Below are 23,005 nucleotides of genomic sequence, written 5' to 3'. Positions count from 1 at the left end.
CAATATCTTTTTTATGCTTAATATTTCACACTACAAAATCATTGCTATAGGAAAAATAAAAAAAAAGTGGATTAAAGAAGGTATAGAAATCTACTTAAAAAGATTACCTGGTTTAAAAATTATAGAAATAAAAGACAACAAAAAAACGAAAGAGGAACATGCGATCAAAGAAATAATTAGCAAAAATGAAGTTCTTGTAACCCTTAACGAAAATGGTCAATCTTTCACATCAAAGCAGCTAGCAACAAAACTTATAAACTTTCACAATAAAAATATTATTTTTGTTATTGGAGGTGCTTCGGGTCTGCCCCATTCCCTCAATACTTCCGCTTCTTTGCAATTAAGTCTTTCACCTTTAACTTTTCCGCATGAAATAGCACGTCTTTTACTAATAGAACAACTCTACCGAGCAAAAACCATTACCCAAGGAGGTCCTTACCACAAGGAATAAACGCACGAACAAGACAAGATAGTTCATTTGTACTATAATAGATTGACTGGTCTGGATCTATGGATTCAAATAGCTCTTACTCTTCCTTGAATGAAGGCTCTTCAAAACTATTAATTCCATTAGCAACAGAAACTATTTCTGCAGGTTTCCCTTCTCCTGCGGAAGACTACATAGAGCGCGGAATCGATTTAAATAAATACTTAATCAAAAATCCAATAAGTACATTCTTTCTACGTGTAAGCGGTAATTCAATGAATAACGCAGGAATTTATAATAATGATTTATTAATAATAGATCGCAGTATAAACCCAAAGCCTGGAAATATTGTAGTTGCTATCTTGGATGGAGAATTTACTTTAAAAAGACTTATAAAAAAGCAAGATGCTTATTATCTAAGAGCAGATAAAGAAAATTATCCAGCAATAAACTTATACGAATATATAGATATACAGATATGGGGAGTAGCAATTTATTCAATACATGTACTACAAAAATTAAAACTCTAATTATGTCCAAAGCAATACTTCAAATTGATGGGAATAATTTTTATGCCTCGTGTGAACAAATGATCGATCCTTCGATAAAAGGAAAAGCCGTAGTTATACTTTCTAATAATGATGGATGCATAATAGCTCGCAGTTCAGAGGCTAGAAAAATGGGAATTCCTATGGGAAAACCTTATTTTAAGTTAAAGAATAAGCTAACTCAATTAAATATAAAAGTGAGAAGTTCAAATTACGAGCTTTACGGTGATATAAGCAATCGATTAATGCTACTACTAAGAAAAAAATGTGAAGAACTGGAAATATACTCTATAGATGAAGCATTTGGAACTATAAAACGGCCAAAAGGAAAATGCTTATATCAATGGGGAAAAGATTTAAGAGCTTTAGTATATCAAGACATAGGAATTCCAATATCTATCGGGATTGGGGAGACAAAAGTTCTATCAAAGATTTCTAATCATCTAGCAAAGAAAATACAAAAAAATTCAGGTATATTTGATATAGGTATTATTCAAAATAAAGATCATTATCTTAACCAAATTAAAGTAGATAAAGTTTGGGGTATAGGCAAAAGAATGTCGATTTGGCTAAAAAACAAAGGGATAACTAATGCACGAGAACTTAGAGATATGTCAAGCGAGCAAATCAAAGTAAAGTATGGTGTAGTTGGTCTACGTATTCAAAATGAATTAAAAGGAAACCTGTGTATCCCTATAAAAGAGACCTCATCAGATCGAAAAGAAATCTGCGTAAGCAGGAGTTTTTCATATCCCATAGATAGCTTGGAAGATTTGAGCCAAGCAATCATTAAATATGTTTTAATAGCAAGTGCTAAGTTGCGAAAATACAATCAATTATCTTCAGCTATTACAGTTTTTACGAATACAAATACTCATTCAAAAGAATTTTTTAAAAATGAAGCAACAGAAAAAATAATTATTCCAACATCTAACTCAAAAATTATGATTGAAAAAAGTCTGTCGCTAACGAAAGAAATTTTTAAACCTTATAAAAAATTTATAAGGGCTGGTGTAATATTACATAAACTTCAAAGCAATAAATATAAACAAAACCTAATATTTGATAAACAGAATATTCAAGAAGAATTATATCTAGAGAGACTAGATAATCTCATAGATAATATTAATTCAAAAAATGGTATAGATACAATAAATTGGGGATCTTCAATGGTGGAGAAAGAATGGACACCGCGAAGAAAAAAACTATCTAGTATAAAGACAACAAATATAGAAAACATACCAACTATATATGCTAATTAAAAATTGGTATAATATTTAACAATAATGCTACATATTAGAATTTAAAAACAGTTGGATGTTAAATTTAAATGAATAATGAAAATAAAAATTAAAAAGATAATGGAGTTCATAGAATATTTAGATAAAACAGAAGTAGAAATAATAAAGATGGTTGAAAAGGCAGGATATAAAACAAGTGAAAATAAAAAACTATGTTTGATAAGTGAAAACTATGTGGGCTTTTTTAATAGAGTAGAAAAGGAAATTATCATATGTACAAGTAACGCAAAGAAGAGAGAAGGATATAACCTTAAAAGGAAGAAGAATAAGGACATTTTTTATAGAACAGCCTTGCATATAAAAAAAGCTTTAAGGCATGAAGCTGTTCATGTAGCTCAAGAATGCAACGATGGAAACTTATTAAAAATAGATAGAAGGTTTTTAATGAATCCATCAAAGATCAATGCTTTGAATGGGTCTATAAGTATATCCGGCGAGGAAGAAAAAGAAAGACAAGCATATATATTAGAAGATAAACCAAGATTAATAAAAAAAGGATTGAGAAAATATTGTCTATGATTATAAAGTAATTTTAATTGTCTCTAAGTAATTGAATAGCGTTTAATTTACTACTAAAAATCAAGACCATTCCTTGCTCCAAGCATGAGAGACCAATATAAGTCTTAACAGCTTGGCAATTCACCAGTGCAGTTCCACATGTTTCAAGAATAAGTAAGGGAAGAGTTAAATTAGTTCCCTGCATTCTTTGAAGATCGAGAGATTGTCTTACAGCTAAATTTGCTTTGATAAATCCTATTTTATTGATAAAGTCTGGCCATAGTTCATTAGATAAAGAACATTGATCCAAATTAAAAGTTGATGTATTTTTCATTAATTAAGTAAAAATATAAAAATTATTTATAACATCTCTGTTGATCTAAATTTAAAATATGTTTTCTCTCAGCATAGTAAAGTTGCTGAAAATTTATAGCATCATTATTTAAGTCTTCAAACATATTAAAAACTCTCTGTTCCATATCAGATGAATCATTAGGTTCCGATTTTTCTTGAACGATAAGAGATGCTATACAGTTCTCAAGAGTTTGTAACCTTTGAGTACTCCATGCATCAATTAGATGCCTACAACGTTTTAGTGATTTTTGCTTTTCAAGAGCAGCGAGAGCACCACGAATGAGAGCCTCGGGGTCACTAAGTGTTGCCAAACGAAGTTCATTAGCCTCTAGCAAAGGAGTAAGTTTAGAAAGATGTTCACTATCATTAGCGAGAAAGTTATCTAACAAGCTTTTAATTAAATCAATATCAGCTAAAATATTATTTGAATCATTGCAACGATTAATCTGCTCGACCACTTCAGAACCAAATTTATCTTCCTCAATGTTACTTATAGTAGACCATATTGCACGATGATGATTAATTGCAAAGTCATCTAAGTCCCTTAGACGAAGTTCATAACGAATAAAAGATCTATAAGTAGGACAGTGTATATAAGTAAAAAGTATATCTGCCTCACTTCTTTCTCTAAGACCAATCTCTTGAGGCTTATCTATTTTCTTAGAACGTCCATGCCATCTTTGACCATTAATTTGATTACGTAAATCTTCCTCTAGTTGCAGGGAAAATCTACCTTGACCTCCACTAAGACGCTGAGCAACCTTCTGTAGATAGTGGGTTCTTATCGCCGTTTGAGGTAACTTTCCAAGAAGACTTACTAAGTTGGTAACAGCTGCCTGAAATTGATCAGATTTACTTAAATCTAAATCCTTCAAAGATTGATCAATTTGCCAATCCATCCAAAGAGGTGATTTTGCCGCCAATGCTTCATATTCGGAAGAAGAATTATCCTTAAGGAACTCATCTGGATCTTTACCTGAAGGTAATTGAAGGACTCTTAAATCTATCTGACCTTGAATAGCAAGGTTTTCTACCTCACTAATAGCTCTAGTAGACGCTCGAATTCCAGCATTATCTGAGTCGAAATTTAAAAGGATCTTTTTACTATCTGTAGTACGAGAGAGAAGAGTTATTTGACTACGACTTAATGCTGTTCCCAAAGAGGCAACAACATTTGTAATACCAGAATCGTGTAGTGCCATCACATCAAAATATCCTTCTACTACAACCGCATAATCTTTTTTCCTAATAGAAAGGGTTGATTTATCTAAACCAAAAAGATTTTTACCCTTTTCAAAAATTTCAGTTTCAGGTGAATTCAAATACTTAGGTTCTGAACCATCAAGACTCCTTCCTCCGAAACCAATAACTCTTTTTTGCCTGTCGTGAATAGGAACAATTATACGATTGCGAAATCTGTCATAAAAACCGTTACCACCCTTTCGAGGAACAATTAATCCAGCCGATTCAAGGATTTCAACACTAACTTTTTCTATATCTACAAAATATTTGAGTAATGAGTCCCAATTATCTGGTGCAAATCCAAGCTCAAAATTAATTAAAGTACCATCACTTAAATGACGTTTATTCTTAAGATAATTAAGTGCATTTTCTCCACATGGAGAATTTAATTGATTTCTAAACCAACCAGTAGCGATTTTTAAGACCCGATAAAGGGTATCTCTACGAGAGAGCTGTTGCTTGAGTCTTTCTTGTTGAGGTCCTTCAACAGTATCAATTGGTACTTGATATTTCTTTGCAAGTTCAAGAACAACGTCACTAAAACTTTGTCTCTGAAACTCCATTAAAAATTTAATGGCATTTCCACCAGCTCCACATGAAAAACAATAATAAAATTGCTTGCCAGGAATTACTGACATTGAAGGTTTACTATCATCATGAAAAGGGCATATCCCAACATATTCTTTACCTTTTTTCTTTAAGACGACGTGTTCGCCAACTACATCAACAATATCTACACGCTCTTTGACAGACTCAATAGTCCTAGGATGTAGTCGTGCAGAAGCCATGTGATAATTTTAATTGATATTTAAATATTTAGTTAAGAGATTCAAAAATTGAGAGAAAAACTAATTACAGATGAATTTAATCTAGAAAAAAATTCAAAAGGGATCAGATTTTTACTAGTAAGCGGTTTGGCATTTAGCCTTATGAGTGTTTGTGTTAAAGCGATTGGGGGGAGAATACCTATTTCAGAACTTGTTTTAGCTAGGGCTACTATAAGTATAATAATAACAAGATTTTTCTTATATAAAAAGAAAATTAACCCTTGGGGATATCAGAAAAGATTATTAATCATAAGAGGATTGCTAGGAACCTTTGCACTATTTTGTATCTTCAAAGCCCTAACAATATTAGCCATAGCCACAGCGACAGTAATACAGTACATTTACCCAACTTTTACAGTTCTTTGTGCACATATAATTTTAAAGGAATTTATTTTAAGGAAAATAATATATTCAATCAGCATTGGTTGGATAGGAATTTTTTTAGTTAGCCAACCAGAGTTTATAACCAGCAGTAATATTCAAGAAACAATATTAGCAATAATCATAGCTATATTGGGCGCATTGATGACATCATTAGCTTATATATGTGTAAGAAAACTTTCTTCAAAAGAGCACCCTCTGGTTATTATATATTACTTTCCCTTGGTTTCTATCCCTTTATCTATTCCTTTTATTATTAATGATTTTGTATTACCAACAGGATCAGATTGGTTCTGGATATTAGGTATTGGGATTTTTACACAGATTGGTCAACTCTGCATTACGGAGGGTTTAAGACTTCTTCCAGCTAGCCAAGCAACTTCACTAAACTATTCCCAGGTTGTATTTGCAAGTATATGGGGAGTATTGATATTTCAAGAAACAATAACAAGTTCAATTTACTTAGGTGGTTTTTGCGTACTTATTTCCACTATTATTAGTATAAGTGCATCCAAAAGTCACAAGCAAAAATATGAATTGTAAATCTTTAATCTTTTCAATACTTATTATTTGCGCTGGATCACCATCGATTCTTGCAGATGAGTATCAGCGAGGTTATTCATCAAGTAGAACATGCACCAGAAATGAATATAGAGAAGAATATATTCCAGGGACAAGAAATGATCCTGGGTATGTCAAAAAATGGGAAGAAACGGTAGAAGTTCCTTGCCCAGGTCATGGATCAACAAACAAAAAAAATGAATTTGATAATAATGATTGCTCAGAAGGCAAAATTGCAGGGGGTATTTTAGGTGCTGGCTTCGCTACGGCAATATCAAGAGGTAAAGATCGTTGGTGGGCAATTCCTGCTGGTCTGGTAGGAGGTTCAATGGTTGGATGTGAGATTGATGGTGGTTAATTTCATTTGATATTCTCAGAAAATCAATCAAAATAAATAATGATTAGCTGGTTAAAAGGTGAAATAATTCATACCTGGAAAATATCCTTAAAGAAAGGAGTTGTTATAAATGTTGGTGGTGTTGGTTATGAAGTACAACTATTACCAACACAAATAGGTAAAGCAGAAGCTTCTAATAAGATTGAGTTATGGATTCACCAAATAGATAGAGAAGATGGCACAAGTTTATATGGTTTTATAGAGGTTAATCAAAGAGATTTATTTCGAGAAATAATTTCTGTAAATGGAATAGGCCCACAAATTGGTATGGCATTGTTAGAGGACTTTAAGGTTAATCAGTTTGTTAATGCAATAGAAAATAAAGAATCTAGTTTACTAACAAAAACTCAAGGTATAGGCAAGAGAATAGCAGAGAGATTAATCGTTGAGCTAAGAAATAAACTTCAAAAATTTATAGATAATAATGAAATAAATTATGAAAAAACAGAAATAGAGCCTAATAAATTTTCAAAATATATTGATGAAATATATTTAACGCTAAATTCGCTTGGATATGAAAAGAAGGAAATAGAAGATTCAATTAAAATAATAACAACAAACGAAAAAGAAAATTCTTTATTATTGAATTCCTTATCTGCACAAGAAAAAGCAGCGCTAATGGATAAACATCTCAAAGAGATTCTTATGAAATTGAGTGAAAATAGTACTTGATAGAAGGCTAGGGATTAAATTAGAATTGAAGAATAAGAAAAGCTAAACAAATGTCACTTGGCACAGAAGAGAAACAAAAGCTAATCAACACACATCAAGTACATCCAACTGATACGGGTTCAGTAGAAGTTCAAGTTGCGATGCTTACTACAAGGATCTCCAAGTTAAGCAAACACCTTCAGGGAAACATCCATGATTTTTCCTCTAGACAAGGATTGCTCAAAATGATTGGACAACGAAAAAGACTTTTAAGTTATGTACGCACTAAAAGTGAAAAAAGATATACAGAGCTCATAGAAAAATTAGCTATTAGAGGATAATGACTGGTAATAGATTGCTAGAAGCTAATGAAAGGTGCAAAAAAAAACAAAAAGGACCAACCTAATGAAATAACAATAGGATTTTCAAGCAATAACTCTGCCCCAAAAATAGTTTCAAAGAAATCTTCAAACAGAAGTAGCAAAAAATCAGGAATACCAAGCTATGTTGCAAATCGAATGGCAAGAAGAATAGCGTTTACGACTGGAATTCCAACTCTAAGTGGAATGGGAGTATTCATTGGGAGTTATTTTTTAATAAGCAAAGGTATTGCTGATATATCTCCAACAGTCACTCTAGTCAGTTCTGCGCTTTGTTTCCTTGTCGGCTTATTAGGATTAAGTTATGGAATACTCTCCGCGAGTTGGGATTTTAATACTGGAAGTTTTTTTGGTTTTGAAAACATAAAGCCAAATATCAATAGGATGAAAGATGCATTCAAAACAAGTCAAAAAGATATTTCTAGCTAAGAAAAATATTTAAATTACAAGACTTTTACTTGATCTTGCAATAAATGAATTCTTAGACAGTGAATCCAAAGCCAAGTCAGCGTCCTTTACGCAAAATTGATCGCCCAACCGAATATACCTAGTATTATTGTGGTCCTTGAGACATGCTACTACAGGGATTCGTACACCTAATTCATTTCTGGCAGGTCTGTTTTTAGAAAGGCATTCTCTTAATTTATGCTGAATATTGATATCTGTAGCTTGATCAGGACGAAGATCAATCAATAGAAATCGTAAATCATCAATTTCACGACAATCATCAATAAGCAATTGCACAGTTTCATCTCTCCTATCTACGCTGCCCCAGATCAATAATCTAGTTTCAACCATCAAATGATCAGACAGTCTTTCATAACTTTTTGGGAAGACAACTGCTTCACAAGACCCAGTTAAATCCTCTAATTGAATAATCGCCATCCTGTCACCCTTTCTAGTTGTGACTTCTCTCATCTCTGGAATCATTGCAATAACACTGACCTTTGACTTATCTTTCTGGTCTTCTAAAGAACAAAGGCTAATAGGAGCAATCAATTTTGCAGGTTCTGAAAGTTGCTTCAAAGGATGGTCCGATAGATAAAAGCCAACATGCTCTTTTTCTAATTTAAGTTTGTCTGAAGGAGGATAATCTTTGATTTGCTTCGCCTTTGGAGCGGAGGAAAATTCATCAATTGATGATTCATTATTTATAGAAGAAGAAAGATCAAAAAGATTCCCTTGGCCGCTATTTCTATCTTTTGCCCTAGAAGAAGCCCATTCAATAGTTAAATCCAAATCAGCCATAAGCTGAGCTCGATTTGCATTTTCTTCAAGACAATCAAGAGCTCCACAATGTATCAAAGCCTCCAGCCCTCTTCGGTTAACAGCACTAAGTGAAATCCGATCACAGAATTGAGCTAAAGAAGTAAATTCCCCATCTTCGTCTCTAGAAGTAATAATTTTTCTAATTGCTCCATCACCTAAGTTTTTGACCGCTGAAAAACCAAAAAGAATTGAATTATCTTTTGGAGTAAAATCAACACCAGAGGTATTTATATTTGGTGGCATTACGTTTATACCCATTGAATTACAGTTAGAAATATATCTTTGAATCTTGTCAGTCGAGCCAGCATTTACTGTGAGCAATGCCGCCATATAAGCGACAGGATAATGTGCTTTTAAATAAGCAGTCTGATAAGTAACCGCGCCATAAGCAGTCGAGTGACTTTTGTTAAAGCAATACTCAGCAAATAAAACCATTTGATCAAATAACTGTTCAGCAATGCTGGCTGATACGCTATTCTTAACAGCTCCATCTACAAATAGCGTTCTATGGCGCTGCATTTCTGAAACTTTTTTCTTACCCATTGCCCTTCTTAATAAATCTGCTTGACCAAGGGAATATCCCGCTAAATCCTGCGCAATCTTCATGATCTGCTCTTGATAAACCATAATTCCATAAGTCTCACTTAAAATAGGCTCAAGTGCCTGATGTTGAAAATCAATACTCTCCTTACCATGTTTTCTATTTATAAATTTAGGAATTAATCCAGCATCAAGAGGACCAGGACGATAAAGGGCAAGAATTGAAGAAATATCCTCTAGAGATGAGGGCTTTAGATCTTTGACTATTTGCCTCATTCCACTTGATTCAAGTTGGAAAATTCCCTCTAAATCACCTCTAGAAAGTAATTCAAATGTTTTTTCATCTGTAAAAGGCAAAGAATCAGGATCTAATCTCTTACCAAGAGATTTTTCAACTAAATTTATCGTCTTTTCGATCATTGTAAGATTCCTAAGTCCTAAAAAGTCCATCTTCAAAAGGCCAAGAGATTCAATATCTTCCATAAAATATTGGGTGATTATTTGACCATCATTGTTTCTTTGAAGAGGAACTAAATTATCAAGGGACTTAGCCGCTATAACAACACCCGCCGCGTGCACACCAAAAGTCTTATTTGTTCCTTCTATCCTCATAGCCATATCAACCCATTTCTTTACTTTTAAATCGTTGTTGTATTTTTCATAAAAGTCCTTATTAGGCGATTCCTTTGAAATCATAGATGATAATTTTGCTGGCTTACCCCTTACAACTGGAATTAATTTTGCCAGACGATCTGCATCTCCATATGGAATATCAAGTACGCGAGCAACATCTTTCAAAACAGCCTTAGATGTCATTCTGTTAAATGTAATTATCTGTGCAACTTTGTCTTCGCCATACTTTTTAGTAACATAATCTATAACTTCACCACGTCTTTCAATACAAAAGTCAGTATCAATATCAGGCATTGACTTCCTCTCAGGATTAAGAAATCGTTCAAATAATAATCCATTTTCAACTGGGTCAATATTAGTTATATGAAGAGAAAAAGCGACTAAGGAACCAGCGGCAGAACCTCTACCAGGACCTACAGGAATATTTTGTTCTCTTGCAAATCTTATGTAATCCCATACTACAAGAAAATATGTGGGAAAACCCATTTGTTCTATTACATTTAACTCATAATCAAGCCTTTCTTTATAAGCACTTGGAAATTTTTCAAATTGAGAAATATCTAATATCTCTTTCAAGCCATTGATAGTTATCTCTTTAAGATAATCAATTGGTTTATATCCATTAGGTATAGGAAAATTTGGCATCTTATAAGTACCTAATATCTTATATTGATCAACCTTGTTTGATAGTTTTACAGTATTTTCAATTGCATTATTTATTACATTGTTCTCTAAATGGTCAGTAAATAAACTTCTCATTTCCTCCTCTGATTTTATATATTCAGTCCCTGTATATCTCAACCTTTTGTGATCACTAATTAACTTGCCAGTCAATACACAAATCAATGCATCATGAGCTTCAATATCATTCTTTGATACATAATGTGCATCATTTGTAGCTATAATTTGAATATCAAGTTCTTCAGATATTTTGACTATTTCACTATTAACAATTCGATCCTCAATTGATCCATGGTCTTGAATTTCTAGATAAAAGTCATCTCCCAAAATCTCCTTATACCAAGAGGCTACTTCTCTAGCAACATCATTTCTTCCCTTCAATATAGCTTGTGGGATTTCACCTCCTAGGCATGCAGTTGAACAAATTAATCCCTCACTGTATTTTTGAAATAAAGATTTATCAATACATGGTCTTGAAAATATGCCTCTTCCCCTAACACCGTTTAAATGACTAAGTGTTGTTAGTTTTACGAGATTTTCATAGCCAATTTGGTTTTTCGCAATAACAACAAGGTGGTATCTTTTCTCTTTTTTGGGCTGAGGGTTATCAATTGAACCATTAATAACGTACATCTCATTGCCAATAATTGGCTTTATATTTGCTGCCTTACATAACTTCAATAATTCAATCGCGCCATACATAACACCATGATCAGTCAGGGCTAGAGCTGGCATCCCTAATTCCTTAGCCCTTTGAACCATTAAGGGGAGCTGACTAGCTCCATCGAGAAGGCTGTAATCACTATGATTATGAATTGGAACGAAACCCATTAATATTCTACGATGCCACACTGGATATAGTGTAGCGACAATTCTAGGCTCCACATAAAGTGGTTTATCCTTTATAACGTGAAATCTGTTTTAGGCCTATTTTTGCGAACATCAGCAGCTCTCTCAAAATGACTAGCCACTTGTAAAATCTTACCTTCTTCAAAAACATTACCTATTAGCTGTAACCCTATTGGCAATCCAGATTTATCAAAACCACATGGCAAACTGATAGCTGGTAATCCAGCTAAATTTGCTGGAATAGTTAACAAATCAGATAAGTACATAGACATAGGGTTGTCAATATTCTCTCCAGAACCGAAAGCAGTAGTAGGAGCTGTTGGAGCCAACAAAACATCAACTTTTTTGAAAGCATCATCAAAGTCTCTACGTATCAAAGTTCTAACTTGCTGGGCCTTCTTGTAGTAAGCATCGACATAACCCGCGGACAGGGCATAGGTTCCTATAAGAATTCTTCGTTTAACCTCACTTCCAAAACCAAGAGCCCGACTTTTGGAGGTCATTTCTATAAGAGTTTGTTCATCTTCAGAGCGAAATCCATATTTGACACCGTCGTATCTAGCTAAATTTGCTGAGGCTTCAGATGGAGCAATAACGTAATAAGTAGCAATTCCATCATTAAAGCGAGGGCAAGAAACATTGATAATCTCGGCCCCTAATTTTTCAAGCAACGAGGCAGATCCAAGAACAGACTCTTTAACATCAAGGGCTAAACCTTCATGTTCGAAGCAGTTATCAATTAAACCTATTTTCATCCCCTTGATTGACTTGGAAAGGATATCTAAATAATTGGGGACAGGAATATCCACAGTAGTTGAATCAAAATCATCTTTACCTGATATGACTTGCAAGATTTCAGCTGCATCAGAAACATTATTAGCAAATGGACCAACTTGATCTAAAGAGCTAGCAAAAGCTATTAATCCCCAACGACTTACACGACCATAAGTTGGTTTCATTCCAACAACGCCACAAAACGAAGCTGGTTGTCTTATTGAACCACCAGTATCAGAGCCTAGAGATCCGCAACATAATTCGGCAGCAACAGAGGCTGCGCTACCACCTGAACTTCCTCCAGGAACTTTGGATATGTTCCATGGATTTAAAGTTGGGCCAAATGCTGAGGTTTCAGTAGAACTCCCCATCGCAAATTCATCCATATTTGTCTTGCCAATCATTATTGCTCCAGCGTTCAAAAGCTTTTTGGTGACTGTTGACTCATATGGTGGAACAAAGTTACCCAAGATCTTGCTAGCGCAAGTTGTCCTAATTCCTTTTGTGCAAAGGTTATCTTTGATAGCCAATGGTATTCCTATCAATGAAGGAAGACTTTGGCCAGAAGCAATTTGTTTATCTATATTTTCGGCATTGGATAATGCCTGATCAGCGTTAACAGTTAAAAAAGAATTTAGAGTTGGATCTAATTCCTTTATTCGATTGATCTTTTCTTGAACTAGCTCTTTACAAGAGACTTCACCACTTTTCAATTTCTGGCGTAAGTCTGCAAAAGTCATCAATAAATTATAAAAAAATAATTATAAGCTTATGACGTAAGAGGCTCGTTACGACGGCACCTGATTAAACTATGGTTTATTTTCTGAGGTGACTCTTCAGAAAGATCCTCTACAAATCCATTTAATCTGACTTTCAAGCTACGACGAGTGAGAAATGGGCCAAACCAATATGTAACCTCAGGTTGAATTGTTTCAACCTTGGCCCACCAGGCCAAGCCAAAACTATTACCTAAGCTTCGAAGAGCCCTAAGGGGACCCATAAGTAAACTGCATTTAATTTATTATACTTTCTTAACCAAGTATTCATCAAATAAAAAAGAAAATTATGTTCACTTGATGATGAAACATATACTTGAAGGAACAAAATGTTGATTATAAAAGCCTGTGAGTGATGTAATTAGCAATCTAATTTTATTATGATGTTTTGAAAATCATAATAAAACTATAAAAGATATACGCTTCTTTATAAGATTAAATTTAAAGAGGTTAGTTATTATTTTCAGTTGAAATCTGAGGTTTCATTAATCTTGGAGATGGGTCTTGTCCAGAGATTGAGCGCATCCATTTAGATCTAGCTACTTCATATAAAAAAATCGAAGTAGCGACTGATGCATTAAGGCTTGTAGTGACACCCTTAAGAGGAATTCTGACTAACTGATCGCACAACCTTCTAGTTATCAGAGAAATCCCTTTATCTTCGGAACCCACAACTACGACTAAAGGACCTTGGAATTTAATTTCCGACAAAGTCGAAGGTCCTTCCTCAGCAAGACCAACAACGGTATACCCCTCATCCTTCAATTTCTCCAAAGACCTATTTAAATTAACAACTCTTGCTACAGGCAAATGTTCCAGAGCTCCAGCAGCAACTTTTGCTACGGATCCTGTTAAACCTGCACTGCGTCTTTGTGGAAGAATTAACCCTTGAGCACCTAGTGCTTCAGCAGATCGGATTATTGCTCCAAGATTCTGAGGATCAGTTAAACCATCTAAAGCTAGAAGCAATGATGACTCTCCAAAAGCTTTACAAGCATCAATTAAATTCTTCAAATCATGAGTCTTTGATGCGGCAATTTGTAAAACTATTCCTTGATGAACTGCTCCATTAGTGAGCTGGCCAAGCCTAGACCAAGAAACTTCTTCGACCAAGACCCCAGAAGATTTTGAATCTTTGAGAAGTTGAAAAAACTTTGGTGTACTTCTTAATTCAGAGGTACACCAAATCCTATGAATTGCCCTACCTCCTATAAGAGCTGCCTCAGTTGAATGACGACCCCAAATCAAATCATCACTTAAAGTTTTGGTAAAACTTTCCGAATATGAAAGAGGTTCATTAATTTCTGATTTTCTTAAATTGTTAGTTTCCTGAGGATTTTGATTTCTGTATGAAGGTCTAACTGATTTTCGTTCAAAGCGATTTGATCCTCTGTAATTGTCAGTTTGCTGTGAGTTTTGATTTCGATATGAAGAGTTAGCGGATTTCCTTGCAAATCGATTAGATCCTCTGTAGTTGTCTATTTCCTGTGAGTTTTCATTTCTGTATGAAGTGTTAGTCGATTTTCTTTCGAATCGATTTGATCCTCTGTAGTTTGAATTTGACTGGTTACTATTTCTTGATCGTCCGGAAGATTCTTTATCTAATGAATATTGATTTACTTGATCAGATGAATGACGATTGATTTTATTGTTGGTTCTTCTTCGATCATTAAAATTTGAATTTTTAGATTCATTATCTTGACGAAAAAAATTACTACTTCCTTTCTTAGATGAAGAGTTTTTTGAATTACTTGTGTCTTTATTGAAGCGATAACTCATTTTATAAGAACTATTTTCTAGTTAATGGGTCGATCAAGAAGATCGAATAAATCAGCAAGCCGATTGGGATTTTTCAAAAACAACCATCCAACAATAGTCTCAAATCCGGTAGCAATTGCATATGTGGCTGCATCTACATTTTTAGGACCTCTTCCAGATCTGTTTCTTCCTCTTCTAAGCAAATCCTTTTCAGTATCATTAAGAAAAGGTTCGATTTTTGTGATTGCTTTTGCTTGACTGGATGCGTTTACCTCCTTAACAACAGCATTATGCAGATCCTTGGAGCGCATTGGACTACTGCAATATCGCAACCTATGATGCATTTCCCATACAGCATCACCCAGCCAAGCTAATTGTAACGGCCCCAAGCCATCCGGAGAAATGGTTGATTTGTGAGAGCGAATCCAATCAGTCAAGCTGATAATTTACCAATTGCAGTATTCAGATCTGGCACTAGATGAAGAAATTCCTCTAATCGAACAAGTTTAATTGTTTGGATAACTCTAGGATTTCCTACAACATTAAATGTTCTTTTTGACTGAGTGCATTTTTTAGCTGCTTGAACCATTGCTCCTAAACCACACGAGTCAATGAAATCGATATTAGTTAAATCAATTACAACCGACAGTTGATTAGAAGCTAGAACTTCATTGATATATGTAGTGAATTGTTTCTCTGAATAAGCATCTAGTTGACCAGTGAAATTAATCACTAGACAACCATTTTGCTGGTTAAAACCACCTCTAAGAGAAACAGTAAGACGTTGTAATTCAGTTATGGAATTAGTCCTCTATGACTTCATGATGGAAGTGTAGTGATAGAAACCAAATTAATCCACGATTCTACGTCGTTCTTCTATTAAGGTTACGAAATGATTAAAATGATGATCAGCATCATGAGGCCCAGGACTAGCCTCGGGGTGATATTGAACACCAAAGAAAGGCCTATCAATTACAGAAATAGCGGCTACTGTTTGGTCATTTAAATTGAGTCTGGTGATTTGTATTTTCTCAGAATCTAAAGATTCTGAATTCAATGCAAAACCATGATTTTGACTTGTAATTTCAACTTTTCCATTCAATCCACATGGATGATTTAGTCCTCTGTGTCCATATGAAAGCTTAAAAGTTTTTCCACCAAGCGCTAAGCCAAGAATCTGATGACCTAAACAGATCCCAAAAATAGGTAGTTTGTTGTATTCAATTAAATCCTTAGCAAGGTTAATCCCACTATCAACTGCGGATGGATCACCAGGTCCATTAGAAAGAAAAACTCCTTCAGGGGATAAAGCTAAAACATCTGATATTGAAGTATTTGCAGGCAAGACGGTTACTTCACAACCATGGGCAACTAAACGATCCAATATAGATTGCTTTATACCAAAATCTATAGCAACAACGTTGTATGGGATTCTTTGAATATTTTTAATCCTCTTATCAAATGAAACCGGACAAGTTGAATTAACTTTAAAAGAGCTTTTCGTTGTTACTTGTTCAACAAGATTCAGACCATTCATTGAAGGAGATTTTTTTACAAGTGAAAATAATTCTTTTATGGAATAGTTTGAATCCGAAGAAATAATTCCATTCAAAGTACCAGATTCTCTTAAATGTCTAACAAGTGCTCTTGTATCTATTCCATGAATTCCAACAACATTTTCATCCTTTAACCATTTTTCAAAGGAAACTTCGTGTCTCCAGTTACTGGAAGTTTTTGATATTTGACGAGCTATCACACCTTTAACTGAAGGATGTGATGATTCATTATCCTCAGAATTGACTCCAGTATTTCCAATCTCTGGATAGCTAAAAGTAATAATCTGGCCATAGTAACTAGGATCCGTTATGACCTCCTGATAGCCTGTCATACCAGTATTAAATACGACTTCTCCAGAAATAGTCCCCTTGGCACCAAAAGATACTCCTTCAAAACAGGTCCCATCCTCTAATAACAATATTGCAGAACTATCAGTATCAAAAAACATAAGAAATACGATTTATCAGATTAAAAGAATTAAGAAGCTAAAAATTCTCTTAACTGCTTGAACAGGAGCCATGATTTATCTGTATTCAAACAATCTAATGATCGTTTGACACCTAAAAATAAATCATCCTCAGCTCCTGATACCCATAAAACAAGAGCCGTATTTAATGCTACGACTTCTTTATGATATTTATTTCCTTCTCCTTTAAGTAAAGACATTAGAATTTGAGAATTAGTTTTCAAATCATCACCTTTCAAACTTTCATTAGAGATTTCAGTAAGTCCAAGATCAATAGGGTTAAAAATTTCAGATCTAATAACATCCTTCTCCAAGAACCGAAATTGGTTAGAGCCAGCTAATGAAGCCTCATCTAGGCCACCTGCACCATGAACAACTACAGCTCTTTTAAGCCCCATTCCTTTTAAAGCTAGTGATATGGGATCAAGCAAATCAGCTTTGGCTACTCCTAATACTTGAGACTTTGGTCTAAGTGGGTTAACCAATGGTCCCAGCAAATTAAAAATGGTTCTAATTCCTAAGTTTTTTCTTAGAGGAGCAAGGTTTACCAGTGAAGGATGCCAAGAAGGAGCAAAAAGAAATGTAATTCCCAAATTCTTTAAAGCCTCAACAATTTTTTCGGAAGAAACATTTAAAGGTAATCCTAAATTTTCTAGCACGTCAGCTGATCCAACCTTGCCACTTGCACTTCGATTTCCATGTTTAGCGATTTTTACTCCTAAAGCAGCTGAGACAAAGGCAACTGCTGTAGAAATATTGAACGTGTTAGCTCCATCTCCACCAGTTCCACAAGTATCAACTAAATCAAAGGATGGTAGATCTGATGGTGTTATAGAAGCCTCTTGAAGGATTTTTGCCATTGCCGAAAGTTCATCACCAGAAACCCCCTTTGCTCTAAATGCCGCTAAGATCGCACCGGTTTGAACTGGTTCAATTTTATTTTCTAGCCATGAATTCATTAAATAATTAGATTGCTCCTCAGTTAAATCATTTGCTGAAAGTAGTGATTCAAGAATTACTGAAAAAGATATAGGATTTAATGGGTTCATTTATCAGAAAGTGCATGAATGCTTTGCATTCCAAGCAGAATATTTTTCATAACTTAATCATTAATATATCAACTATATAAGTTGTTTAAATAAAAAAATAATTTCCTAACATTAAGCTTGAGAGGAATCTGACGTATCAAATCCAGAACCAACGTTGTCAGGACTTGAATGACTTGCAGGACGAAATCCCTCTGACCAAAGTTTTCTTGTTATCGCCTCTAATTTGTCACGATTAATGTCCCATTTTTTTAATAATTTTTCCATGTCAGAATTAAGATCTTCAGCACCTTTAAAATCTTGATAACGAATTAGTAATCTAGCTAGTTCAACAAAATTGTTAGAAGTTGGAGAATCTATGGTGACTAAACGATCAAGATTTTCACGATCTGTTAAATACAGCGGATGATTTTGAGCCTCGTTCATAAATTAGTTAAATTGGATTTTGCTCACGTCCACGGGCTTATATTGCCTAGGTTAATGAGCATATTAATAAAAGAATGGCTGCATTAAGACTAGATCTAATAAAAAACTATTTGAGACCACACAAGAAGGAGCTGATACTAGGTGCTATCTGTCTGATTTTTGTAAACATTCTAAGTGTTGCTATTCCAATGGAAGTCAGAAATATCGTCGATGATCTAAAGGAAGGATTTACATTTTCATATGTCTTGAATAAGTCGACATGGTTAATACTCTTGGCAACAATCATGGGGGGAGCAAGGTTGATATCTCGGCAACTCGTATTTGGAGTTGGAAGACAAGTAGAAGTTTCATTAAGACAAAAATTATTTGATCGAATGCTGGAACAAGATCCAGGATGGGTTCAAACCATAGGTACAGGGGAGGTTATAACTAGAGCTACTAGTGATTTGGAAAACATAAGAAGATTGCTTGGATTTACGATACTAAGTCTGACAAACACATTTTTGGCATACACCTTCACGTTGCCAGCGATGTTGTCAATCGATCCACTCTTAACTGTCCTTGCTATTTCTGTATATCCAGTGTTACTGGGCACCGTTGGATTATTCGGTGGAAGAATGGTCAAACAAAGAAAGAGGCAACAAAAAGCATTATCAGAATTGAGTGAATTAATCCAGGAAGATCTATCTGGCATTAGCGCAATTAAAATTTATGGTCAAGAGAAAGCTGAACAAGAAGCTTTCGAGAAATTAAATATTAGATATAGAGATGCTGCTATTAATCTTGCAAGAACTGCGAGTACATTATTCCCATTACTTCAAGGGTTATCATCCATCTCTTTGCTTTTACTAATAGCAATTGGGAGTGGGCAATTAAATAGTGGAACTCTTACTGTTGGGGGCTTAGTAGCTTTAATTCTTTATGTGGAGAGACTTGTTTTTCCAACAGCCTTATTAGGATTTACGTTAAATACTTTTCAATTAGGTCAAGTAAGCTTAGAAAGAGTTGAAGAGATACTAAATCATGAACCTACAATCAAAGATAAAATTAATACGGTCGATATATCTAAGCCAATTCTAGGTAAATTAGAAGCAAAAAATTTATCAATAAAGTATGAAGATTCTACAAGGAAAATACTCGATGAAATTTCTTTTAGAATAAATCCTGGAGAAATAGTTGCCTTAGTGGGGCCTGTGGGTTGCGGTAAAACAACATTGGCAAGAGCTTTAGGAAGAATGATAAAAATTGATGAAGGAACATTATTTTTAGACGACAATGATGTGATGGACTTAAAGCTAAAACAGTTAAGAAGCAATATCGCTTTAGTGCCACAAGAAGGATATCTTTTTACAGAAACACTTTCAGAAAATATTAAATACGGAAATCCAGAGGCATCCATAGAAAAGGTACAAGAATCAGCATATGAAGCGCGAATGACAGATGATATAAAAGGTTTTCCAGATGGTCTAAAAACACTTGTCGGTGAAAGAGGTATAACTCTCAGTGGGGGACAAAGACAACGAACAGCGCTAAGTAGAGCATTATTAGTAGATTCAAAAATTATTGTTCTTGATGATGCCCTAGCAAGTGTGGACAATAAAACAGCCTCAGCAATATTTCAAACAATAAAAAATCAGTATAATAAGACGGTATTAATGATTAGTCATCAACTATCAGCCGCTGCTGCGTGTGATCGAATATTAGTAATGAATGATGGAAAAATTGTGCAAGAGGGAACACATCAATTTTTAATTAAGAAAGACGGTTTGTATAAAAGCATGTGGGAGAGAGAAAAAGCAAAGGAACAACTACAATCAAATGATTAATCATTGCTTATTAAAATTTTTTAATCAATTAGATATAAGCTTGAAAAACAATTATGTTCAATAAGATAATTATTTACTCATGAGCGCCTTAACAAAATATAAACTTGATTGCGACCTTGTATTTGGAGATATTTACATTCAGATCCTTGCATGGATGGGTGTAATCTTTGTAAGTCTTGCGGCAGGTCTTGCACTAATGGGCTCATCAAGACCAATATTTGCTCTTTTAGGTGTGGGATTAATACTTGTATTAAGCCTACCTTTCTTATTATTTGCATTTGTTACTACACTGATAAATCATATAAGAATAGAAACTATAAATTAAAGTTATGATTAAAAAGATAATTGAATATTTAAAGATTATTATTGATAAGCTCTATTCTGATAGAAGTACAGTAAAACATAAGAAGAAATTGCTACATACAATATTAAAAAATGATCTAACAGCAACACTAAAAGACAATGAGCAAGAAATACTTTTTGGATGCGGCTGCTTTTGGGGAGCAGAGAAAGGTTTCTGGAGGCTTCCAGGTGTTATATCAACTGCCGTGGGATATGCCGGGGGTGAAAAGGAAAACCCAAGCTATAAAGAAGTATGTTCTGGTCTAACAGGTCACACCGAAGTCGTAAGAGTTGTTTGGAATAATAATGAAATCGATCTAAGCGACTTACTAAAATTATTTTGGGAATGCCATGACCCAACACAAGGCAATCGTCAGGGTAACGATAGTGGAAGCCAATATAGATCTTCTATTTATACGACAAACCAACACCAACTAAGTAAAGCAATAGAAAGCAAAAATAGCTATCAAAAAGAACTAAAAAATAATGGCTTTGGGGAAATTACTACAGAAATCAAGAATGATATTAAGTTCTATTTTGCAGAAGATTACCATCAACAATACTTAGCTAAGCCTGGTAGCAGACCATATTGCTCTGCGATGCCAACAAAGGTAATATTTAAAGGCTTTAATGGAGCAAACTTTAAACTAAATGAAAAGATTTGGACTTACTATAATTGGGAAATAAGTCATTGTATTCTTAGAGGTGAGAATACACCTATTGAATCGAATTTGCAATGAATGATCAATTACCAGATAGAACTGTTTTGCTAATTATATTAGCTACATTGTTGTTAGTATTTTTTTTAGTGTTTAGTTTTAAATCTGAAAAAATTGAACAACAAAAAACAATTCAATGGATGGATAGTTCATTAGATACAGAATTGTCTTATCCAAGCTAATGAAGAATAAATTTTAACTTGAATTATATTTTTAAAACATATGAAAAATAATAAAATAGACAAAAATTTAGAAAAAGTCCGGATAAACATATACAATGTTCTTGCAATTTTAATAGTAATTATTCCAGAATACTTTGCAGAGTTAATATATTCAATTGAAGTATCCCAACATAAAACTATTTTACCAAATGAGGGAGATGCATGGGAAAACGATACTGAATTAAAACTCTCTAAGATGAATATCTACGAATTAAGATTAATGGCTAAAAGACTATCTATTCATGGATATTCTAATGAAAATAAAAATACACTCATTAGACGAATAAATAGAAAGTCTAAGAATAGAATTAAATGGAAATCATTAAAAATTGGAAATATCAGCAAGACCTTATGATAACTTGAAAAAACGGGACGTAGCGCAGCTTGGTAGCGCACCACTTTGGGGTAGTGGGGGTCGTGGGTTCAAATCCCGCCGTTCCGATAGAATCAAATGCATTACTAATCAGAGTCATTGACTAAAGATTGGATTAATTTCGTTGTACTAATTAAAACAGCTAAAAAAACGAATAGAGTTAAAAAAATAATTAACGCAAAGAGATATGGTGATATATCAATCTCCCCAAAAGAAACAACGAATAACTTAGGTAAAAACTTCATCAAAATCAAATCAGCATCATAAAGCAATACTAAACCAAAGAATATAGAAAACTTATATTTATAAAGCTGACAATATAAAAGCACCAAAAGCTAAACGATAATAAACAAAAACAAAAGTATTATTTTTAGCTAAGAACTTAAGAAAAAAGTCAATAGCAAACAATGAAGAAAAGAAGGATGAAATAATCCCAATAATTGTAGGTAAAATATCTATTACTGATAATGTATTAAATAATGTACACAATTCAACAAGTCCTGAAATAGAAATAGCTGGGATACCAATTAGAAAAGAAAGTCTTGCTGCGGTTTTTCTTTCAATTCCCGAAAACAATGCTGAGGTCAAAGTAATACCTGATCGAGAAACCCCAGGAAATAAAGCCAGAGATTGAGCAAAACCCAAGAAGATAACATCTATTAAATTAATGTCAGTAAATAGCTTTTTTCTATTACCATAAAATTCTGAAAGAGCTAACAATATTGCCATAAGAATAGAAGTAATAGCTATAAAATACAAACCTCTAAAATTCGAATCGGAGTAATTAGGCCAAAATAATTTAATAATAAAACCAAAAATACATATTGGGACATTGGAGATAAATATATAAGTAGCAAGTCTTGTATCTTCATCTTTGAAAAATTTATGATGAATAAAAGCCGACAAAAAGGAATTAATAATCAAACTAATTTGTTTTCGAAAATAATAAATAATTGCAGCTGCGCTTCCTAATTGTATAGAAGCGGAAAAGGAAGCACCAGGATCATTCCATCCCAAAAAATAAGGAACAACTTTTAAATGAGCTGTACTACTAATTGGAAAAAACTCAGTAAAACCTTGAATGATGCCTAAGAAAAATGATTTAAGGTAAATAAATACATATGGACTAATTTCTTCAGGCATATTTTGAAAAAAATAAAAAGCAAGCTCGCTAATTTTCTT

26 protein-coding genes and 1 tRNA gene are annotated in these 23,005 nt (G+C 33.8%); 15 read left to right on the top strand and 12 right to left on the bottom strand.

The genetic code is table 11. The features are described 5' to 3' along the window. Positions 1-13 precede the first annotated feature (13 nt). From O5637_RS01490 to O5637_RS01475, 4 genes are all read left to right on the top strand, one after another. Positions 14-451 carry a 23S rRNA (pseudouridine(1915)-N(3))-methyltransferase RlmH gene (locus tag O5637_RS01490; RefSeq protein WP_269605488.1) on the top strand — a complete coding sequence of 146 codons (438 nt, stop codon included), beginning with the start codon at positions 14-16 and terminating at the stop codon, positions 449-451. Between the two features lie 59 nt (positions 452-510). Beyond that, the gene (locus O5637_RS01485) at positions 511-957 is read left to right on the top strand and encodes a LexA family protein (RefSeq protein ID WP_269605486.1); all 447 of its coding nucleotides are present in this window, start codon (positions 511-513) and stop codon (positions 955-957) included. Further along, complete coding sequence (locus O5637_RS01480) at positions 906-2,237, top strand: Y-family DNA polymerase (RefSeq protein ID WP_332299751.1); 1,332 nt, start codon at positions 906-908, stop codon at positions 2,235-2,237. The genes O5637_RS01485 and O5637_RS01480 overlap by 52 nt, the downstream gene beginning before the upstream one ends. Before the next feature lie 75 nt (positions 2,238-2,312). Next, positions 2,313-2,795 carry a serine hydroxymethyltransferase gene (locus O5637_RS01475; RefSeq protein ID WP_269605482.1) on the top strand — a complete coding sequence of 161 codons (483 nt, stop codon included), beginning with the start codon at positions 2,313-2,315 and terminating at the stop codon, positions 2,793-2,795. Between the two features lie 13 nt (positions 2,796-2,808). Here the strand turns inward: O5637_RS01475 and O5637_RS01470 are convergent, their stop codons facing one another. Beyond that, the gene (locus O5637_RS01470; protein WP_269605480.1) at positions 2,809-3,108 is read right to left on the bottom strand and encodes a hypothetical protein; all 300 of its coding nucleotides are present in this window, start codon (positions 3,106-3,108) and stop codon (positions 2,809-2,811) included. Positions 3,109-3,130: 22 nt separating this feature from the next. Next, positions 3,131-5,158, bottom strand: coding sequence for a DNA primase (gene dnaG / locus O5637_RS01465; RefSeq protein ID WP_269605478.1), 2,028 nt, complete (start codon positions 5,156-5,158; stop codon positions 3,131-3,133). A gap of 48 nt (positions 5,159-5,206) precedes the next feature. Between dnaG and O5637_RS01460 the strand changes: the two genes are divergently transcribed. From O5637_RS01460 to O5637_RS01440, 5 genes are read left to right on the top strand one after another with little or no spacing between them, the layout of a single operon-like run. Beyond that, on the top strand, positions 5,207-6,121 hold the full coding sequence (locus tag O5637_RS01460; RefSeq protein ID WP_269605477.1) for a DMT family transporter: 915 nt from the start codon (positions 5,207-5,209) through the stop codon (positions 6,119-6,121). Next, a complete protein-coding gene (locus O5637_RS01455; RefSeq protein WP_269605475.1) occupies positions 6,111-6,497 on the top strand; it encodes a cAMP phosphodiesterase in 387 nt (128 codons plus the stop codon). The genes O5637_RS01460 and O5637_RS01455 overlap by 11 nt, the downstream gene beginning before the upstream one ends. Positions 6,498-6,536: 39 nt before the next feature. Further along, positions 6,537-7,208 (top strand): Holliday junction branch migration protein RuvA, encoded by a 672-nt coding sequence (gene ruvA, locus O5637_RS01450; RefSeq protein WP_269605473.1) that lies wholly within the window; start codon positions 6,537-6,539, stop codon positions 7,206-7,208. Positions 7,209-7,258: 50 nt separating this feature from the next. Continuing rightward, the gene (gene rpsO / locus O5637_RS01445; RefSeq protein ID WP_269605471.1) at positions 7,259-7,528 is read left to right on the top strand and encodes a 30S ribosomal protein S15; all 270 of its coding nucleotides are present in this window, start codon (positions 7,259-7,261) and stop codon (positions 7,526-7,528) included. A gap of 27 nt (positions 7,529-7,555) precedes the next feature. After that, the gene (locus O5637_RS01440) at positions 7,556-7,996 is read left to right on the top strand and encodes a PAM68 family protein (RefSeq protein WP_269605469.1); all 441 of its coding nucleotides are present in this window, start codon (positions 7,556-7,558) and stop codon (positions 7,994-7,996) included. 9 nt (positions 7,997-8,005) lie between these two features. Here O5637_RS01440 and O5637_RS01435 read toward each other — a convergent pair whose 3' ends face one another. The 9 genes from O5637_RS01435 to O5637_RS01395 form a co-directional block, all read right to left on the bottom strand. Continuing rightward, positions 8,006-11,521: a DNA polymerase III subunit alpha gene (locus O5637_RS01435; protein ID WP_269606871.1), complete on the bottom strand. Its 3,516-nt coding sequence runs from the start codon at positions 11,519-11,521 to the stop codon at positions 8,006-8,008. Positions 11,522-11,592: 71 nt separating this feature from the next. Continuing rightward, positions 11,593-13,053, bottom strand: a complete 1,461-nt coding sequence (gene gatA, locus O5637_RS01430) for an Asp-tRNA(Asn)/Glu-tRNA(Gln) amidotransferase subunit GatA (protein ID WP_269605468.1) — start codon at positions 13,051-13,053, stop codon at positions 11,593-11,595. A 29-nt stretch (positions 13,054-13,082) separates the two neighbouring features. Further along, positions 13,083-13,313: a DUF1816 domain-containing protein gene (locus O5637_RS01425; protein WP_269605466.1), complete on the bottom strand. Its 231-nt coding sequence runs from the start codon at positions 13,311-13,313 to the stop codon at positions 13,083-13,085. 226 nt (positions 13,314-13,539) lie between these two features. Further along, the gene (gene rlmB, locus O5637_RS01420) at positions 13,540-14,868 is read right to left on the bottom strand and encodes a 23S rRNA (guanosine(2251)-2'-O)-methyltransferase RlmB (protein ID WP_269605464.1); all 1,329 of its coding nucleotides are present in this window, start codon (positions 14,866-14,868) and stop codon (positions 13,540-13,542) included. Positions 14,869-14,885: 17 nt separating this feature from the next. Beyond that, entirely contained in the window at positions 14,886-15,284 is a 399-nt protein-coding gene (locus tag O5637_RS01415; protein WP_269605462.1) for a ribonuclease III domain-containing protein, read from the bottom strand. Further along, the gene (locus O5637_RS01410) at positions 15,281-15,646 is read right to left on the bottom strand and encodes an STAS domain-containing protein (protein WP_269606869.1); all 366 of its coding nucleotides are present in this window, start codon (positions 15,644-15,646) and stop codon (positions 15,281-15,283) included. The genes O5637_RS01415 and O5637_RS01410 overlap by 4 nt, the downstream gene beginning before the upstream one ends. Positions 15,647-15,697: 51 nt before the next feature. Continuing rightward, on the bottom strand, positions 15,698-16,852 hold the full coding sequence (gene carA, locus O5637_RS01405) for a glutamine-hydrolyzing carbamoyl-phosphate synthase small subunit (protein WP_269605461.1): 1,155 nt from the start codon (positions 16,850-16,852) through the stop codon (positions 15,698-15,700). Between the two features lie 29 nt (positions 16,853-16,881). Then, positions 16,882-17,919 carry an anthranilate phosphoribosyltransferase gene (gene trpD, locus O5637_RS01400; RefSeq protein WP_269605459.1) on the bottom strand — a complete coding sequence of 346 codons (1,038 nt, stop codon included), beginning with the start codon at positions 17,917-17,919 and terminating at the stop codon, positions 16,882-16,884. Positions 17,920-18,030: 111 nt separating this feature from the next. Next, complete coding sequence (locus tag O5637_RS01395) at positions 18,031-18,342, bottom strand: DUF3288 family protein (RefSeq protein ID WP_269605458.1); 312 nt, start codon at positions 18,340-18,342, stop codon at positions 18,031-18,033. 74 nt (positions 18,343-18,416) lie between these two features. Here O5637_RS01395 and O5637_RS01390 point away from each other — a divergent pair, with 74 nt between their 5' ends. The 6 genes from O5637_RS01390 (at position 18,417) to O5637_RS01365 (ending at position 21,892) form a co-directional block, all read left to right on the top strand. Beyond that, positions 18,417-20,168: an ABC transporter ATP-binding protein gene (locus O5637_RS01390; protein ID WP_269605456.1), complete on the top strand. Its 1,752-nt coding sequence runs from the start codon at positions 18,417-18,419 to the stop codon at positions 20,166-20,168. A gap of 79 nt (positions 20,169-20,247) precedes the next feature. Next, positions 20,248-20,493 (top strand): hypothetical protein, encoded by a 246-nt coding sequence (locus O5637_RS01385; protein WP_269605454.1) that lies wholly within the window; start codon positions 20,248-20,250, stop codon positions 20,491-20,493. A gap of 4 nt (positions 20,494-20,497) precedes the next feature. Beyond that, positions 20,498-21,250 (top strand): peptide-methionine (S)-S-oxide reductase MsrA, encoded by a 753-nt coding sequence (gene msrA / locus O5637_RS01380; protein WP_269605452.1) that lies wholly within the window; start codon positions 20,498-20,500, stop codon positions 21,248-21,250. After that, the gene (locus O5637_RS01375) at positions 21,247-21,411 is read left to right on the top strand and encodes a hypothetical protein (protein WP_269605450.1); all 165 of its coding nucleotides are present in this window, start codon (positions 21,247-21,249) and stop codon (positions 21,409-21,411) included. The genes msrA and O5637_RS01375 overlap by 4 nt, the downstream gene beginning before the upstream one ends. A gap of 40 nt (positions 21,412-21,451) precedes the next feature. After that, positions 21,452-21,805 carry a hypothetical protein gene (locus tag O5637_RS01370; RefSeq protein ID WP_269605449.1) on the top strand — a complete coding sequence of 118 codons (354 nt, stop codon included), beginning with the start codon at positions 21,452-21,454 and terminating at the stop codon, positions 21,803-21,805. 13 nt (positions 21,806-21,818) lie between these two features. Next, a tRNA-Pro gene (locus O5637_RS01365) sits at positions 21,819-21,892 on the top strand. A 234-nt stretch (positions 21,893-22,126) separates the two neighbouring features. Here O5637_RS01365 and O5637_RS01360 read toward each other — a convergent pair. Continuing rightward, positions 22,127-22,966, bottom strand: a complete 840-nt coding sequence (locus O5637_RS01360) for an undecaprenyl-diphosphate phosphatase (RefSeq protein WP_269605447.1) — start codon at positions 22,964-22,966, stop codon at positions 22,127-22,129. Positions 22,967-23,005 lie beyond the last annotated feature (39 nt).

The organism is Prochlorococcus marinus str. MIT 0917 (assembly GCF_027359575.1).
In the GTDB taxonomy this organism is placed as follows: Bacteria; Cyanobacteriota; Cyanobacteriia; order PCC-6307; family Cyanobiaceae; genus Prochlorococcus_B; species Prochlorococcus_B marinus_D.
Note: the sequence above shows the minus strand (reverse complement) of the source record. Positions and strands in the feature narration are given on the sequence as shown.

Coding starts and splice junctions, on each gene's coding strand:
- carA (WP_269605461.1), bottom strand. CDS start 16,852: ATGTTTTTTGATACTGATAGTTCTGCAATATTGTTATTAGAGGATGGG.
- O5637_RS01370 (WP_269605449.1), top strand. CDS start 21,452: ATGAAAAATAATAAAATAGACAAAAATTTAGAAAAAGTCCGGATAAAC.
- O5637_RS01480 (WP_332299751.1), top strand. CDS start 906: ATGGGGAGTAGCAATTTATTCAATACATGTACTACAAAAATTAAAACT.
- O5637_RS01435 (WP_269606871.1), bottom strand. CDS start 11,521: ATGGGTTTCGTTCCAATTCATAATCATAGTGATTACAGCCTTCTCGAT.
- O5637_RS01360 (WP_269605447.1), bottom strand. CDS start 22,966: ATGCCTGAAGAAATTAGTCCATATGTATTTATTTACCTTAAATCATTT.
- dnaG (WP_269605478.1), bottom strand. CDS start 5,158: ATGGCTTCTGCACGACTACATCCTAGGACTATTGAGTCTGTCAAAGAG.
- O5637_RS01455 (WP_269605475.1), top strand. CDS start 6,111: ATGAATTGTAAATCTTTAATCTTTTCAATACTTATTATTTGCGCTGGA.
- O5637_RS01470 (WP_269605480.1), bottom strand. CDS start 3,108: ATGAAAAATACATCAACTTTTAATTTGGATCAATGTTCTTTATCTAAT.
- ruvA (WP_269605473.1), top strand. CDS start 6,537: ATGATTAGCTGGTTAAAAGGTGAAATAATTCATACCTGGAAAATATCC.
- rpsO (WP_269605471.1), top strand. CDS start 7,259: ATGTCACTTGGCACAGAAGAGAAACAAAAGCTAATCAACACACATCAA.
- O5637_RS01375 (WP_269605450.1), top strand. CDS start 21,247: ATGAATGATCAATTACCAGATAGAACTGTTTTGCTAATTATATTAGCT.
- rlmB (WP_269605464.1), bottom strand. CDS start 14,868: ATGAGTTATCGCTTCAATAAAGACACAAGTAATTCAAAAAACTCTTCA.
- O5637_RS01385 (WP_269605454.1), top strand. CDS start 20,248: ATGAGCGCCTTAACAAAATATAAACTTGATTGCGACCTTGTATTTGGA.
- O5637_RS01390 (WP_269605456.1), top strand. CDS start 18,417: ATGGCTGCATTAAGACTAGATCTAATAAAAAACTATTTGAGACCACAC.
- msrA (WP_269605452.1), top strand. CDS start 20,498: ATGATTAAAAAGATAATTGAATATTTAAAGATTATTATTGATAAGCTC.
- O5637_RS01395 (WP_269605458.1), bottom strand. CDS start 18,342: ATGAACGAGGCTCAAAATCATCCGCTGTATTTAACAGATCGTGAAAAT.
- trpD (WP_269605459.1), bottom strand. CDS start 17,919: ATGAACCCATTAAATCCTATATCTTTTTCAGTAATTCTTGAATCACTA.
- O5637_RS01485 (WP_269605486.1), top strand. CDS start 511: ATGGATTCAAATAGCTCTTACTCTTCCTTGAATGAAGGCTCTTCAAAA.
- O5637_RS01440 (WP_269605469.1), top strand. CDS start 7,556: ATGAAAGGTGCAAAAAAAAACAAAAAGGACCAACCTAATGAAATAACA.
- O5637_RS01490 (WP_269605488.1), top strand. CDS start 14: ATGCTTAATATTTCACACTACAAAATCATTGCTATAGGAAAAATAAAA.
- gatA (WP_269605468.1), bottom strand. CDS start 13,053: ATGACTTTTGCAGACTTACGCCAGAAATTGAAAAGTGGTGAAGTCTCT.
- O5637_RS01475 (WP_269605482.1), top strand. CDS start 2,313: ATGAAAATAAAAATTAAAAAGATAATGGAGTTCATAGAATATTTAGAT.
- O5637_RS01425 (WP_269605466.1), bottom strand. CDS start 13,313: ATGGGTCCCCTTAGGGCTCTTCGAAGCTTAGGTAATAGTTTTGGCTTG.